The organism is Streptomyces sp. NPDC085481, assembly GCF_044541845.1.
Classification (GTDB): Bacteria; Actinomycetota; Actinomycetes; order Streptomycetales; family Streptomycetaceae; genus Streptomyces.
Map to the genome: position 1 here is coordinate 1 of NZ_JBITTJ010000003.1, position 14,850 is coordinate 14,850.

Sequence of the window (14,850 nt, forward strand, 5' to 3'; positions counted from 1 at the left end):
TCACCCTCGCGGGCTTTCCTCCGGGCGCTTCCTTCGTTTCCGACTCTATCAGATCTTTCCGATCCGATTTCCTCGGTGCTTTCCGGTCCCTTTTCACTTTCGCTTTCGGGCCCTTCCGGCGGGGTCAAACACTACCAGGCTTTTTCGCTCCCCCTGACCACCCCTCCGCAGGCATGCAGAGGTGTAGACCACTGGGGTTAGGATCTGGCTTGATAGGTGCTGCCGACCCACGACTCAAAGCCGCGTTGGGGTCAGGCAGGAGTACGACAGTACATCCCACCGTCACCTGAGGCAAATCGTTTCCGGGTAGTCCCTAGGTCCGCCAACTGGTACGTACCGAGCGGAACCGGGACTTCCTATGACTTACGCTTCTCAACAGTACGCCGTCCAGGACAGGTAGTGACGGCGCCACACAATCTCCGCCCCTGGGAGGCTTCCCATGACAACCGTGACGTCGCCACTCGCTGGACGCGCCATCGGTCTCGCCGCTGTACCCGACCCGGTCTTCTCCGGAGCCATGGTCGGTCCCGGCACCGCCATCGACCCCGTGCGTGAGCCCTCCGAGGCCGTCTCGCCCGTCGACGGCGTCGTCGTATCTCTGCACCCGCACGCGTTCGTCGTCGTCGACGGCGAGGGCCACGGTGTGCTGACCCACCTCGGCATCGACACCGTCCAGCTCAACGGAGCCGGCTTCGAGCTGCTCGTGAGCAAGGGGGACACCGTGACGCGCGGACAGGCCGTCGTGCGCTGGAACCCTGCCGACGTCGAGGCTGCCGGCAAGTCCGCCATCTGTCCCATCGTGGCCCTGGAGGCCACCGCGGACTCCCTCTCCGACCTCGTCGAGGACCAGGACGTCAAGGCCGGCGACGCGCTCTTCTCCTGGAAGTGACCGCCGGCCCGTCCTTTGACGGGCTCGAGTACGACATTCAACGCGGCGGCCCGGCCGCCGCTCTATCGGAGACGGGTGAGATGGAGACAACGCTGCGAGGCGTCGGTGTCAGCCATGGGGTGGCGATCGGCGAGGTCCGGCACATGGGCACGGCGGTTCTCGAGCCGCCGGCCAAGCAGATTCCCGCCGAGGAGGCGGAGCGCGAACAGGGGCGCGCTCGCCAGGCGGTGGAAGCTGTGGCTGCCGACCTGAATGCACGCGGCAATCTGGCCGGTGGCGAGGCCCAGGCGGTGCTCGAGGCGCAGGCGATGATCGCCCAGGACCCGGAGCTCATCGCCGACGTCGACCGCCGGATCGCGGTCGGCAGCACGGCCGAGCGCGGTATCTACGACGCGTTCTCCCACTACCGGGAGCTGCTCGCGGGTGCCGGTGAGTACATGGCCGGGCGCGTGGCCGACCTGGACGACGTACGGAACCGGATCGTGGCGCGCCTGCTGGGTGTGCCGATGCCGGGTGTGCCGGACAGCGACGAGCCGTACGTGCTGATCGCGCGGGACCTGGCACCGGCCGACACCGCGCTGCTCGACCCGGCGCTCGTCCTCGGTTTCGTGACCGAGGAGGGCGGGCCGACCAGCCACAGCGCGATCCTCGCGCGTGCGCTGGGTGTGCCGGCCGTGGTCGCGCTGCCGGGTGCGGGCGAGCTGGCGGAGGGAACGGTCATCGCGGTGGACGGTTCCACCGGTGAGATCTTCGTGGACCCGAGCGAGGAGAAGAAGGCGGCGCTGACGAAGGCCGCCGAGCAGCGCAAGGCGGCGCTGGCCGCGTCCAGCGGTCCCGGTGCGACCTCGGACGGGCACAAGGTGCCGCTGCTCGCGAACGTGGGCGGTCCGGCGGACGTGCCGGCGGCGGTCGAGGCCGGTGCCGAGGGCGTGGGTCTGTTCCGTACGGAGTTCCTCTTCCTGGACGACAGCAAGCGGGCTCCGTCGGAGGAGAAGCAGGTCGAGGCGTACCGCAAGGTGCTCGAGGCGTTCCCCGAGGGCCGTGTGGTCGTGCGGGTGCTGGATGCCGGTGCGGACAAGCCGCTGGACTTCCTGACGCCGGGCGACGAACCGAACCCGGCGCTGGGTGTGCGGGGTCTGCGGTCACTCCTCGACCACCCGGAGGTGCTGCGGACGCAGCTGACGGCGCTGGCGAAGGCCGTCGAGGGCCTGCCGGTGTACCTGGAGGTCATGGCACCGATGGTCGCCGACCGCACGGATGCGAAGGCGTTCGCCGACGCGTGCCGTGAGGCGGGGCTGCGGGCGAAGTTCGGTGCGATGGTGGAGATCCCGTCCGCCGCGCTGCGGGCCCGTTCCATCCTGCAGGAGGTCGAGTTCCTGTCGCTGGGTACGAACGACCTGGCGCAGTACACCTTCGCCGCCGACCGTCAGGTGGGTGCGGTGTCGCGGCTGCAGGACCCGTGGCAGCCGGCGCTGCTCGACCTGGTGGCGCTGTCCGCCGAGGCGGCCAAGGCCGAGGGCAAGAGCTGTGGTGTGTGTGGTGAGGCCGCGTCGGATCCGCTGCTGGCCTGTGTGCTGACGGGTCTGGGGGTCACCTCGCTGTCGATGGGTGCGGCGTCGATTCCGTATGTGCGGGCGACGCTGGCCAAGTACACGCTGGCGCAGTGCGAGCGTGCGGCTGCCGCGGCGCGTGCGGCGGACACGGCGCATGACGCGCGGATGGCCGCGCAGGCGGTGCTGTCCGGGGAGTGATCCCTGGCCGCCTGGCCGTATGCAAGAGGTGTCGAAGGGGCTTCCCGCCACGGTGTGGCGGGAAGCCCCTTCGGTGTCAGTGGGGGTGGGGGTCGTCGGGGCCGAGGGGGAAGCCGGCGCGGTAGTCGACGCCGGCTTCGGGGGCGATGGGTTCGCCGGTGCGGGCGTCGGTGCAGTAGGCGTCGAAGACCTCGGCCTCGGAGAGGGGGTGGAGGCGGCCGTGGTGGAGGCGCCAGCCGTGGAGGCGGTCGGGGGCGCCGGGCGTGCTGGTGCGCAGGACGACTCCGCCGGGGGTGTCGAGGGCGATGCCGGTGGCGAGGACGGTGACGAACTCGGCGCCCTCCGAGCTGTCGAGCCGGGCGGGGCCGGTGGCCTCGCGTGTGGCGTGGAGGACGGCGAGGAGTTGTTCGTCGGTGGCGGGGACGCTGCAGACGAGGTGGTGGGTCCCGGGTCCCGCGGCGTCGAGGAGGCGCAGGAGGAGGTGGGAGGCGCGGTCGAAGGAGGCGCGGCCGATGTCCTGTCCGCAGTCGGCGCACTCGCCCGCCTCGGTGAGGAGCATCGTGGCGTACTCCCACGTGGCACGGCGGACGGCGGTGTCGATGAGGAGGGGGACGAGGGCGTCGAGGGGCTGTCCGGTGTAGGTGACGCGGGGGCCGGTGGCAGCGCGTTCGGCGGTGTAGCGGCTGCGGCTGGCGGGGTGGTCGGGGTCGAGGCCGGTGTCGGCGCAGTACTCGGCGTAGTCCTCGGGGTCGAAGAGGGCGACGGTGGTGTGTCCGCCCTGGCCGGCGAGGGTCTTGAGGAGGGCTTCGATCTGGGCGAGGTAGCGGGTGTGGTCGTCGAAGGCGAAGGTCTCGTACTGCCGCATGGCGGTGAAGTCCTCCTCGTCGGCGAGGAGGGCGACGGTGCTGGGTACTTCGCGGCGCAGTGCGCGGCGCATGGATGCGGTGGTGTGGCGCTGTGTCATGGCTCCCCCTGAGCGCGGTCGATCAGTGCTCACTCACCGTAACCGTGGGCACTGACAGTGACGGTCGGGTCGGCTCGGTGATGCGGTCGCGGACGACGCGGTGCTGGGCCGCGCCGGCGGCGACGAGGGCGAGTCCGAGGAGGGGCCAGGCGAGGGGGCCGGCCGTCATGACCCCGGTGATGAGGAGGGGGCCCGCGAAGCGCTGGCCGGACTGGGCGAGGCCGTGGACGCCGAGGTAGGCGCCTTGGGCGTCGGCGGGGGCGAGGGCGACGGAGAGTTCCCAGGAGGCCGTGGCGTGGATGATCTCGGCGAAGGTGAGGGCGATGACGGCGACGGCGAGGGCCGTGATGGCGAGGGTGCGTCCGCCGGCGGCGGAGGCGGCGAGGGCGAGAGTGCCGATGACGAAGAGGCCGGTCAGCGGGACGAGGAGGCGGCGGGCTGCCGGGGTGGTGGCGCCGAAGCGGGACAGGGGCACCTGGAAGAGGACGACGAGGACGGTGTTGAGGACGAGGAGCAGCGGGGCGAGTCCGACGGGTGCGGCGGTGGCGTGGACGATCCAGAGAGGGATGGCGACCTGCAGGATCGTGTCGTCGAGGAAGAGGGCGGCGTCGGTAGCGGTGTAGGCGAGGAAGGTGCGGTCGCGCCAGGGGCTCGAGGGTTTGGCCCTCGGGGCGTCGGCCGCGGTGGCGGCGATGCGGGAGGGGGCGGGGGGTTCGGCGCAGCGCAGGGTGAGGAGGGCGATGACCAGGTAGGTGAGGACGTTGCCGACGAGGAGGAGGCCGTAGGCGTGGGTGCTGCCGGTGGCGAGGGCGGCCGCGGCGCCGAGGCCGCCGATGGACCAGCCGATGTTGACGGTGGTGCGCTGGATGGCCTGGTAGCGGACGCGGTCGGGGCCGGCGAGCCGGGCGGCGTAGAGCTTGATGAGGACGCTGCCGGCGCGGTCGGGGAGGGCGCCGAGGGCGGAGTAGAGGGTCAGCAGGAGGAAGTCGTCGGTGGTGAGGAGGGCGAGGAGGGCCGCGCCGCGCATGAGTTGGGCGCCGGCGATGATGCGGACGAGGGGGAAGCGGTCGGCGAGGCGGCCGGCGAGCGGGGCGCCGGCGATGCCGACGCCGCCGGCGGCGGTCATGAGGAGGCCGACCTGGCCGAGGCCGAGGCCGGAGACGTAGGTGAAGTAGAGGGCGGTGCAGCCGGCCCAGAGGCCGGTGCCGGTCTTGTCGATGATGCTGACGAGGAGCATCCGGCGGCCGTCGCGGCCGCCGGGTATGCGGCCCAGTGCGGTGCGGTGCCACGGAGTCGGGCTGTTCACTCGGTTCCCCCTTGACGCGAGCTTTGTATTGATACATAGTTCAGTACGTGGCAACACAATATTCGATTCAGGGGACGACGGCCAAGGGCATTGCCGCCTCCGTCGAACGCGGCGTGACCGAAGGCGAGCTCGCACCGGGAGACGCGCTGCCTCCCGTACGGCGGCTCGCCGACGAGCTCGGTGTCAGCCCCGGCACCGTCGCGACGGCGTACAAGGAACTGCGCCGGCGCGGCCTGGTGGTCACCCGCGGCCGCGGCGGCACCGTCGTGGCCGAGGCGCCGTCGGTGGCCTCACGGCGACCGCCCCGGGTGCCGCCCGGCCTGGTCGACCTGGCCACCGGCCTGCCCGACCCCGCGTTCCTGCCCGTGCTCAGGCCCCCGGCCGAGGTGCGCCCCGTCTACGGCTCGCACCGCGCGGCGCCCCGCCTCGCGGCACTGGAGGAGCGCACGCGCGCCTGGTTCGCGCGCAGCGGCGTACCGGCGGAGCGGGTCACCTTCGCGCACGGAGCACTCGACTGCATCGCCCGGCTGCTCTCCGTCGAGCTGCGCCCCGGGGACGCGGTGGCCGTGGAGGATCCCGGATTCCACCACGTCCTGGACCTGGTGCCGGCCCTGGGCCTGCGGACGGTGGCGGTGCCCGTCGACGGCGAGGGCATGGTGCCCGAGGCCATGCGGACTGCGCTGCGGGCCGGTGTGCGGGCGGTGGTCTGCACTCCGCGCGCCCAGTGCCCGACCGGCGCGTCCTTCTCCCCAGCCCGGCGCGACGAACTCGTCTCGCTGCTAAGGGAGTACCCCGAGGTCCTCGTCGTCGAGGACGACTACACCGTGGAGTTCGACGGCGCGCCGGCACCCACGCTCAGCGCCGGGGGTCTGGAACGCTGGGCACAGGTGCGGACCGTCTCCAAGCGGCTGGGGGTCGACCTGCGGTGGGCCGGGGTCGCCGGTGACCCGGTGACGCTCGCCCGGCACGACGGCCGCATGGTGATGACGTCCGGCTGGGTCAGCCACATCCTTCAGGAGACCGTCCTCGCGCTGCTCTGCGACCCGGCCGTCACCCGGCTCGTGGCGGCCGGCGAGGCCGCGTACACGGAACGGCGGCAGGCGCTGACCGGCGCGCTCGCCGCACACGGCATCCGCGCCTCCGGGGAGAGCGGGATGAACGTCTGGGTGCCGGTGCGGGACGAGTCGGCGGCGGTGAACGGGCTGCGCACGCACGGCTGGTGGGTGGCCGCCGGCGCGCGGTTCCGGATCGACTCGCCCACGGCCGTACGGATCACGACGGCGACGCTGCTCCCGGCGGACGCCGAGCGACTTGCGGCGGACTTCGCGGCGGTGCTCGGCGACGCGCAGGCCACGTACGGAGGATGACGGACAGCAGAGGGGAAAGGGCCCCGCGGCGACGCCGCGGGGCCCTTTCGCGCTGCTATTCGGCGGTGCGGGTGCGGGCCAGGTCCTCGTAGAAGCGGAGCAGGTCCACGTTGTCCACGGAGCCCGGGTTGACGGCCTTGGCCATCGGGGTGCCCTGGAGGAGGCGCTTGACCGGGACCTCGATCCGCTTGCCGGTGAGGGTGTGCGGGACGCCGGGGACCTCGATGATGTCGTCGGGGACATGGCGCGGGGAGAGTTCGGTGCGGATGGTCCGCTTGATCCGGCCGATCAGCTCCTCGTCGAGGGTGGCGCCCTCCGCGAGGTGGACGAAGAGCGGCATCCAATAGCCGCCGTCGGGCTCCTCCAGGCCGATGACGAGGGACTCGCGGATCTCCGGGAGGCGCTCGACGGCCTCGTAGATATCGGCGCTTCCCATCCGCACGCCCTGACGGTTCAGGGTGGAGTCGGAACGGCCGTGGATGACGACCGAGCCGTGGTCGGTGATCGTGATCCAGTCGCCGTGGCGCCACACACCGGGGAACATCTCGAAGTAGCTCTCGCGGTAGCGGCTGCCGTCCGGGTCGTTCCAGAAGCGGATCGGCATCGACGGCATGGGATGGGCGACGACGAGCTCGCCGACCTCGCCGACGAGCGGCTTGCCCGACGGGTCCCAGGACTGCAGGTCGGTGCCGAGACCGGAGGCCTGGAGCTCGCCGATGTGCACCGGGAGCGTCGGCACGGCGCCCGCGAAGCAGGAGCAGACGTCGGTGCCGCCGCTGACCGAGGCGATCCACAGGTCCGCACGGACCTCGTCGTGCAGCCAGCGGAAGCCGTCCGGCGGCAGCGGGGAGCCCGTGGTGGCCACACACGTCACCCGGGACAGGTCGAAGTCGCGCCCGGGGTGGACGTCGGCCTTCGCGCAGGCCATGACGTACGCGGCGGAGGTGCCGTACAGGGTGGCGCCGGTGCGCTCGGCGACGCGCCACTGGGCGGCGGTGTCCGGATAGCCCGGGCTGCCGTCGTACAGGACGACGGTGGTGCCGGTGAGCAGGCCGGAGACGAGGAAGTTCCACATCATCCAGCCCGTGGAGGTGTACCAGAAGAACACGTCCTGGGGGCCGAGGTCGCAGTGCAGGCCCAGCTGCTTGACGTGCTCGACGAGGATGCCGCCCTGGGACTGGACGATCGCCTTGGGCAGGCCCGTGGTGCCGGAGGAGTACAACACCCACAGGGGGTGGGAGAACGGCACCTGCTCGAAGACGGGCTCCGTGTCGGCGGCGGTCAGCGCCGACCACTCCAGGGTGCCCTCGGGCGCGGCGGTGCCGAGCAGCGGGATGTGCACGACCGCCCGCAGCGAGGGGAGTTCGGCGCGCAGCTCGGCCACGGTGTCGCGGCGGTCGTGCTGCTTGCCGCCGTAGCGGTAGCCGTCGACGGTGAACAGGACGACGGGCTCGACCTGCTGGAACCGGTCGAGGACGCTGCGGGCGCCGAAGTCGGGGGCGCAGGAGGTCCACACGGCGCCCACGGCGGCGGTCGCCAGCAGGGCGACCACGGCCTCGGGGATGTTGGGGAGATAGCCGCTGACACGGTCGCCGGGGCGCACGCCGAGGCGGCGCAGCTCGGCCGAGAGGGAACCGACCTGGCGGCGGAGCTCCGCCCAGGTGATCGGCGTCGGCTCATGTGTCTCGTCCACATGGAGCAGAGCGGTGTCGTGGGGGCGTTCCCCGGCGGCGCGCAGCGCGTGCTCGGCGTAGTTCAGGGTGGCGCCCGGGAACCAGTCGGCGCCCGGCATGCCGCGCTCGCCGAGGACTCGCTCGTACGGGGTGGAGAAGCGGAGGTCGAACCATTCGACGACGGCCGCCCAGAAGGTCTCCAGCTCGTCGACGGACCAGCGGTGCAAGGCCGGGTAGCCGCCGCCGGCGGGTGCGCCGTGGCGCTCCGCCGCCCACGCCTGGAAGCGGGTGACGGCGGCCGCGGCGATGCGGTCCTCGTCAGGCTGCCAAAGCGGCTCGGTCTGCGCTGATGTCATGGGGTCTGCTCCCTGGCTGTACGCGGGGTCTGCGTGTGTCCCGCGCACGTGCTGGGGTGTGCGCGTGACACGGCTGACAGGGACGATGCCATGACAGGCTCCATCGCACCAGGGTTCCCCGCCCATGGTCCAGCAGCTGAATATGTGCTCCCACCACGGGTGAACGGCAGTTGAACGAACCGCGCACGGCCCGATTCGGATGGCAGGGTGAACGCCATGGACGGTCGTGAGCTGGTGCGTTCGGTAAGAGAGCTGGGTTCGGTGCAGGGGCTGCTGGCCGCGCGGTCGGCGTGGCGGCAACGCCGTACCGACGCGCGGGCGCTGCCGCCGAGAGGTGCGGAGCGGGCCCGGGTGCCGGGTCCGATGGGCGACGTGGAGCCGCTGCCCGGCGGCGGGATCATCCGTTTCGCCCGTTCCGAACTGCAGATCTCGGTATCGGCCGGCGGCACCGTCTTCTGGGGGTGGGACGGCGCTGCGCCACTGCCCTCCTACGCGCTGGCCGCCGAGCCGCCGGAGCCCGATCCGCGGGCCGAACTGGAACCCGACACCGAGGGCGGCTGGCGGGTCGTGTCCGAGCGGGTGACGGTCGGCGTCTCGCGGCACGGCGCCGTCGAGGTGCGCACCCCGGGCGGGGTGGTGCTGCGCCGGGATCTGCCGCCGCGCTGGTGGGAGCCGGTGCGGGGCGGTGAGGCGCGCTGGGTGCAGCGCAGCGAGGTGCCGGCCGACGCCCGGTTCTTCGGGCTCGGAGGACGGGCCGCGGGGCCGCGGCTTCGGGACGGCTCGTACCGGCTGTGGAACACCGACCCCAAGGGAAGCTTCTCCCCCGGCGACGATCCGCTCTACATCACCATGCCGGTACAGCTGGTGGTGGCGGACGCGGGGACGCATCTGGCCTTCCACGACAACTCCTGGGACGGGCGGGTGCTGCTCGCCGAGGGCGAGGAGGGCGCCGGGTCCGGGCACGACCGGCCGGGAACGAGCGAGGTGCGGATGGACGGCGGTCCGCTGCGCTGCTGGGTGGTGGTCGGCACGCCCGCGCGGGTGCTGCACGGCTGGGCGGCGCTGACCGGCGCGCCCGCGCTGCCGCCGTCCTGGGCGCTGGGGCCGCAGCACGCGCGCTGGGGCTTCGGCAGCGAGCGGGAGGTGCGGCGCGTCGTGGACGGCTACCGCGACCGGGATCTGCCGTTGTCCGTGCTGCACCTGGACATCGACCACTACGACGGGCACCGGGTCTTCACGGTGGACCGCGAGCGGTTCCCGGACCTGCCCGGGCTCGCGGGCGAGCTGCGGGAGCGCGGGGTGCGCCTGGTGTCGATCGTGGATCCGGCGGTCAAGGCGGAGCCGGGCGAGATGCTGTACGAGAGCGGGCGGGCCGCCCGGGCGTTCGTACGGGACGACCGGGGGAAGGAGGTCCACGGAGTGGTGTGGCCGGGCGAGTGCGCGTATCCGGACTTCACCGACCCGGCGGCGCGCAAGTGGTGGGGCGCGCTGTACGAGGAGCGGCTGAAGCAGGGCTTCTCCGGGGTGTGGCACGACATGAACGAGCCGGTCTCCTTCGCCCCGTTCGGCGACGCGACGCTGCCGCGCTCGGCCCGGCACGGCCTGGAGGGCCGGGGCGGCGACCATCGCGAGGCGCACAACGTGTACGGGCTGATGATGGCCCGGGCGGGGTACGAGGGGCTGCGGCAGCTGCGGCCGGAGGAGCGGCCCTTCCTGTTCTCGCGTTCGGGGTGGGCGGGGATGCAGCGGTACGGCGGGACCTGGTCGGGCGACGTGTCGACGGGGTGGCCGGGGCTGCGGGCCTCGCTGGCGCTGGCCCTGGGGCTCGGCCTGTGCGGGGTGCCGTACTCGGGGCCGGACGTCGGCGGTTTCGACGGGAGCCCGTCGCCGGAGCTGTTCCTGCGGTGGTACCAGCTGGGGGCGTGGCTGCCGCTGTTCCGTACCCACGCGGCGATCGACGCGGGGCGGCGCGAGCCGTGGGAGTTCGGCGCGGAGGTCCTGGAGCACGCGCGGGCGGCGCTGGCCGAGCGGGAGCGGATGCGGCCGTACTTCGTCACCTTGTCGCGGCTCGCGCGGATGACGGGAGCGCCGTATGTGCGGCCGGTGTGGTGGGGGACTCCGGAGGACCGGGCGCTGCGGGACTGTGAGGACGCCTTCCTGCTGGGTGACGCGCTGCTGGTCGCGCCGGTGCTGACCGGGGGGACGGACCGGCGGGCGGTGCGGTTGCCGCGGGGGCGCTGGTACGACACGGCGACGGGGCAGGCGTACGACGGGCCGGGTCAGGTGCTGCTCGACGCGCCGGTGTCCCGGGTGCCGGTGCTCGCCCGCGCGGGTGCGGTGCTTCCGGTGCGGGGCGAGGGGGACGACGAGCTGGTCCTCGAGGTGTGGGCGCCGGCGGCGGGGCGTACGGGGGGCGGTCTGGTGGTCCGGGACACCGGCGACGGCTGGGAGCCGGCGGAGATCGAGCGCTATCAGTCGCGTCTGGTGGACGGGCGGGTCGTGGTGGAGCGTGTGACGGACGAGGGGGCGGAGGAGGCGGGGCTTCCGGTGCGGGTGCGGGGGCTCGATGTCTGATGCCTGATCCGAAATCCCGTATCCCGTATCCCGCTTCCGGGATCTGCAGATCGGATTTCGGATATTGGATGCCGGATATTGGATCCAAAGCTGGGCTCAGGCGTACACGCCGGTGAAGTAGCGGCGTACCGCCTCCGTGTGGAGGGGGAAGGCGAGTTCCTCGGGGGCGTGGAGGACGTGGTGGCCGCTGGTCTCGTCCGTCGGGGTCGAGGGCGGCAGGGTGGCGGCCGGGCGGGGTGGTAGGCCGTGGCGCCGCAGGTGGGGCAGGTGCGGGGCCAGCCGGCGCCGGCCGGGTAGCGGGCGCCGCAGGAGGAACAGTGCGCGTGCGGTGAGGAGTCGGTCACCCGCCGACCGTATGCGATCACCCTTTCCCGCCGCTGCCGGAACTGATAGACGATGCGCATGACAGGACTTGCCTCCGCTTTCCGTGCCCTCGGCGCGCTGGCCGCCGCCGGTCTGCTCGCCGCCACCGCCGCCGTCCCGTCGGCGAGCGCCACCCCGGAGCCCAAGGCGCCGAAGGAGTTCACGGCGCTGGACCGGGTGGACCGGACGATCCTTCAGGAGATGCGCTACACCACGGAGCACAACTTCGTGGGCGAGCCGGTGGACGGCTACCGGCAGCCGGTGTGCATCCTGACCCGGCCGGCCGCCGAGGCGCTGCACCGCGCCCAGGTGAAGCTGCTCGCCCGCGGCTACACGCTGAAGGTGTACGACTGCTACCGGCCGCAGCGGGCCGTGGACCACTTCGTGCGCTGGGCGAAGGACCTGGACGACGAGCGGATGAAGAAGGAGTTCTATCCGCTGGTCGACAAGTCGCGGCTGTTCGAGGACGGTTACATCGCCGAGAAGTCCGGCCACAGCCGGGGTTCGACGGTCGATGTGACGATCGTGCGCCTGCCGGCCGCGCCGACCCGTCCCTACGAGCCGGGTGAGCCGCAGGCAGAGTGCTTCCGGCCGCAAGGAGAGCGCTTCCCGGACAACTCGGTGGACATGGGCACGGGCTTCGACTGCTTCGACACCCTGTCCCACACGGACGACCCCCGGGTCCAGGGCGCGCAGCGGGCCCATCGGGACCTGCTCAAGGGGGCGCTCGCCGAGCAGGGGTTCGTGAACCTGCCGGAGGAGTGGTGGCACTTCACGTTCAAGCCGGAGCCGTTCCCCTCGACGTTCTTCGACTTCCCCGTGGCGCGGAGGTCGGTGGGCGGGCACTGACGTCTTCCCCCGCCGGGTCGCCCGTGCCAGACTTCTGACGCATCGTCAGATCACGGGAGGCCGCAGAGATGGCACGCACGCGCAGGCCGGTGGTGGCCGGCTGGTTCACCGACGACGCCGACGGCACCGCCCCGGACGGGGAGTTCCGGCTGCTCGGCACCCGCTGCACCGCCTGCGCCTCGGTCTTCTTCCCCCGGGAGGACGACTGGTGCCGCAATCCCGGCTGCCCCGGCGGGGGCGAGCTGGTCGAGACCCCGCTCTCCCGGCGCGGCACGGTCTGGTCGTTCACCGACGGCCGCTACCGGCCGCCCGCGCCGTACGTCTCCGATCCGGAAGCGCCCTGGGAGCCGTACACCCTCGTCGCGGTGGAACTCGCGGCCGAGGCGATGGTGGTGCTCGGTCAGGCCGCGCCGGGCGTCCGTCCGGCCGATCTGGCGATCGGGGCGGAGGTGGAGCTCGTGCCGGGCGTCCTCGACGAGGACGACGAGCACATCTGGACCACCTGGCACTGGCGGCCGGCCGCGGAAGGGAACGAGGCATGAACGACATCGCCGTACTCGGGGCGGGCATGCACCCCTGGGGCAAGTGGGGCCGCAGTTTCGTCAGCTACGGAACGGCCGCCGCCCGCGCCGCGCTCGCCGACGCGGGGCTCGACTGGCAGGACGTCGGCTCCGTCGTCGGGGCGGACACCGTGCGCGGGGGCTACCCCGGCTACGTGGCGGGCGCCACCTTCGCCCAGGCGCTCGGCTGGCAGGGCGCGCGGGTGACCAGCGTCTACGCGGCCTGCGCGTCCGGGGCCCAGGCCGTCAACACCGCACGCGCCCAGATCCTCGGCGGTCTCGCGGACGTGGTCCTCGTGGTGGGCGCGGACTCGGCGCCGAAGGGCTTCTTCGCCCCCGCGGGCGGCGACCGGCACGACGACCCGGACTGGCTGCGCTTCCGGGTGCTCGGGGCGACCAACCCCGCGTACTTCGCGCTCTACGCCCGGCGCCGGATCGCCCTGTACGGGGACACGCCGGAGGACTTCGCCCAGGTGAAGGTGAAGAACGCGGTGGCGGGCGCGCTCAATCCGCTGGCCCGCTACCGCAGGGCGGTCACCGCGGCGGAGGTGGCCGCGTCGGCCGTGGTCGCCGATCCGCTGCGGCTGCTCGACATCTGCGCCACCTCGGACGGGGGCGCTGCGCTCGTGCTGTCCAGCATGGAGTTCGCCCGCCGGCACGGGCACCCGGACCCGGTCCGCATCCGGGCGGTGTCCACGGTGACGCCGACGTATCCGAAGGCGGTCCTCGACCTGCCGGACATCGCCACCGACTCGGCCGCGGTGGTCCCGCCGTCACCGCACTCCTTCCGGGCCTCGATCGCGCGGGCCGCGTACGAGGAGGCGGGGCTCGGCCCCGAGGACCTGTCGCTCGCGGAGGTGTACGACCTGTCCACGGCCCTGGAGCTGGAGTGGTACGAGGACATCGGGCTGTGCGGCCAGGGCGAGGGTGCCAAGCTGGTACGGGACGGGGTGACCGCGCTCGGCGGGCGCGTCCCGGTGAACGCGAGCGGCGGCCTCGCCTCCTTCGGGGAGGCGGTGCCGGCGCAGGCGATCGCCCAGGTCTGCGAGCTGACCTGGCAGCTGCGGGGTGCGGCGGGTGACCGGCAGGTGGCCGGGGCACGGGCCGGGATCACCGCCAACCAGGGCCTGTTCGGCCATGGTTCGGCGGTGGTCGCGGTCCGCTGAGCGTGCTGCGGCGACCGGGTCAGCTGGTGACGGCGGCCGGCCCCCGGTCGGCGAGGACGAGGGCGTGCTCGACGACGGCCACCAGGACGTTCTTGACGGACTCGCGGTCCCGGGCGTCGCACATGAGCAGTTCGACCTCGGGGTCGAGGTCGAGCGCGCCGCGCACGCTCTCGGCGGCGTAACGGCGGGCGCCCTCGAAGCAGTTGACGGCGACGGTGAAGGGAATGCCGCGCCGCTCGAAGTAGTCGATGGCCGCGAAGCTGTCCTCCAGGCGGCGGGTGTCGGCGAGGACGACCGCGCCGAGCGCGCCCTGGGCGAGCTCGTCCCACAGGAACCAGAAGCGGTCCTGGCCGGGGGTGCCGAACAGGTAGAGGACGAGGTCGTCGCGCAGCGTGATCCGGCCGAAGTCCATCGCGACGGTGGTGGTCGACTTGGACTCGACGCCGTGCAGGTCGTCCACGGGCCGGCCGGCCTCGCTGAGGATCTCCTCGGTCCGCAGCGGCCGGATCTCGCTGACCGCCCCCACGAGGGTGGTCTTGCCGACTCCGAAGCCGCCGGCGACGAGGATCTTCAGCGTGACCGGCTCGACCGGCGGCTGCTTGCGGCTGCTAGAGCGCCCGAAGGCCATTGATCACCTCGCGAAGGATGCTCACGTCCGGCAGTTCGGCCGGCGGAACGGGGCGGGTCACATGGACGAGCTCGTCGTCGACGAGGTCGCCGACGAGGACCCGTACCACCCCTACGGGGAGGTCGAGCCCGGCGGCGAGTTCGGCGATCGACTGCGGCTGCTCGGAGCAGCGTTCGACGATCTCCACATGTTCGGGGGACAGCGTCTGGTCGCGGCCGGGGTCGTCGGCGGCGGGTTCGGGCACCACCACCGCGATCAGGTCGAGGCGGTGGCGGGTCGCGGCGCTGGTGCGGCCGCGGGTCATCGCGTACGGGCGGACCACGGGGCCGGCGTCGTCGTCGAACCAGTGGCCGGTCGGGTCCGCTTGGGACCGCTCTGTGGCACTCATGGCCGTCCCCCTCTCC

General features: G+C 72.7%; 12 protein-coding genes and 1 pseudogene. 7 read left to right on the plus strand and 6 right to left on the minus strand.

Annotated elements, in window-relative coordinates:
- The first annotated feature begins 439 nt into the window (after nucleotides 1-439).
- A complete protein-coding gene (locus ACIGEZ_RS08795; protein ID WP_399827632.1) occupies nucleotides 440-889 on the plus strand; it encodes a PTS glucose transporter subunit IIA in 450 nt (149 codons plus the stop codon).
- 80 nt (nucleotides 890-969) lie between these two features.
- Complete coding sequence (gene ptsP, locus ACIGEZ_RS08800) at nucleotides 970-2,640, plus strand: phosphoenolpyruvate--protein phosphotransferase (protein ID WP_399827634.1); 1,671 nt, start codon at nucleotides 970-972, stop codon at nucleotides 2,638-2,640.
- 76 nt (nucleotides 2,641-2,716) lie between these two features.
- On the opposite strand, the gene ACIGEZ_RS08805 is transcribed toward ptsP, so the two are convergent.
- Together ACIGEZ_RS08805 and ACIGEZ_RS08810 are read right to left on the minus strand one after the other, a co-directional pair.
- Complete coding sequence (locus ACIGEZ_RS08805) at nucleotides 2,717-3,604, minus strand: hypothetical protein (RefSeq protein ID WP_399827636.1); 888 nt, start codon at nucleotides 3,602-3,604, stop codon at nucleotides 2,717-2,719.
- Nucleotides 3,605-3,626: 22 nt separating this feature from the next.
- Complete coding sequence (locus tag ACIGEZ_RS08810) at nucleotides 3,627-4,910, minus strand: MFS transporter (protein ID WP_399827638.1); 1,284 nt, start codon at nucleotides 4,908-4,910, stop codon at nucleotides 3,627-3,629.
- A 47-nt stretch (nucleotides 4,911-4,957) separates the two neighbouring features.
- Here ACIGEZ_RS08810 and ACIGEZ_RS08815 point away from each other — a divergent pair, with 47 nt between their 5' ends.
- Nucleotides 4,958-6,277, plus strand: coding sequence for an aminotransferase class I/II-fold pyridoxal phosphate-dependent enzyme (locus ACIGEZ_RS08815; protein WP_399827640.1), 1,320 nt, complete (start codon nucleotides 4,958-4,960; stop codon nucleotides 6,275-6,277).
- 55 nt (nucleotides 6,278-6,332) lie between these two features.
- Here the strand turns inward: ACIGEZ_RS08815 and ACIGEZ_RS08820 are convergent, their stop codons facing one another.
- Complete coding sequence (locus ACIGEZ_RS08820) at nucleotides 6,333-8,306, minus strand: acetoacetate--CoA ligase (protein ID WP_399827643.1); 1,974 nt, start codon at nucleotides 8,304-8,306, stop codon at nucleotides 6,333-6,335.
- 216 nt (nucleotides 8,307-8,522) lie between these two features.
- Here ACIGEZ_RS08820 and ACIGEZ_RS08825 point away from each other — a divergent pair, with 216 nt between their 5' ends.
- Nucleotides 8,523-10,880 carry a glycoside hydrolase family 31 protein gene (locus ACIGEZ_RS08825; protein WP_399827646.1) on the plus strand — a complete coding sequence of 786 codons (2,358 nt, stop codon included), beginning with the start codon at nucleotides 8,523-8,525 and terminating at the stop codon, nucleotides 10,878-10,880.
- Between the two features lie 96 nt (nucleotides 10,881-10,976).
- Here the strand turns inward: ACIGEZ_RS08825 and ACIGEZ_RS08830 are convergent.
- Nucleotides 10,977-11,141, minus strand: a pseudogene (locus tag ACIGEZ_RS08830) (NUDIX hydrolase); the annotation flags it as partial.
- 141 nt (nucleotides 11,142-11,282) lie between these two features.
- Between ACIGEZ_RS08830 and ACIGEZ_RS08835 the strand changes: the two are divergent.
- From ACIGEZ_RS08835 to ACIGEZ_RS08845, 3 genes are all read left to right on the plus strand, one after another.
- Entirely contained in the window at nucleotides 11,283-12,092 is an 810-nt protein-coding gene (locus ACIGEZ_RS08835) for a M15 family metallopeptidase (RefSeq protein WP_399827648.1), read from the plus strand.
- Nucleotides 12,093-12,160: 68 nt separating this feature from the next.
- Nucleotides 12,161-12,634, plus strand: a complete 474-nt coding sequence (locus ACIGEZ_RS08840) for a Zn-ribbon domain-containing OB-fold protein (protein ID WP_399827650.1) — start codon at nucleotides 12,161-12,163, stop codon at nucleotides 12,632-12,634.
- A complete protein-coding gene (locus ACIGEZ_RS08845; protein WP_399827653.1) occupies nucleotides 12,631-13,818 on the plus strand; it encodes a lipid-transfer protein in 1,188 nt (395 codons plus the stop codon). The genes ACIGEZ_RS08840 and ACIGEZ_RS08845 overlap by 4 nt, the downstream gene beginning before the upstream one ends.
- Nucleotides 13,819-13,837: 19 nt before the next feature.
- Here the strand turns inward: ACIGEZ_RS08845 and ACIGEZ_RS08850 are convergent, their stop codons facing one another.
- Together ACIGEZ_RS08850 and ACIGEZ_RS08855 are read right to left on the minus strand one after the other, a co-directional pair.
- Nucleotides 13,838-14,446 (minus strand): GTP-binding protein, encoded by a 609-nt coding sequence (locus ACIGEZ_RS08850; protein ID WP_399827654.1) that lies wholly within the window; start codon nucleotides 14,444-14,446, stop codon nucleotides 13,838-13,840.
- Nucleotides 14,427-14,834 carry a DUF742 domain-containing protein gene (locus ACIGEZ_RS08855; protein ID WP_399827657.1) on the minus strand — a complete coding sequence of 136 codons (408 nt, stop codon included), beginning with the start codon at nucleotides 14,832-14,834 and terminating at the stop codon, nucleotides 14,427-14,429. The genes ACIGEZ_RS08850 and ACIGEZ_RS08855 overlap by 20 nt, the downstream gene beginning before the upstream one ends.
- Between the last annotated feature and the right edge of the window lie 16 nt (nucleotides 14,835-14,850).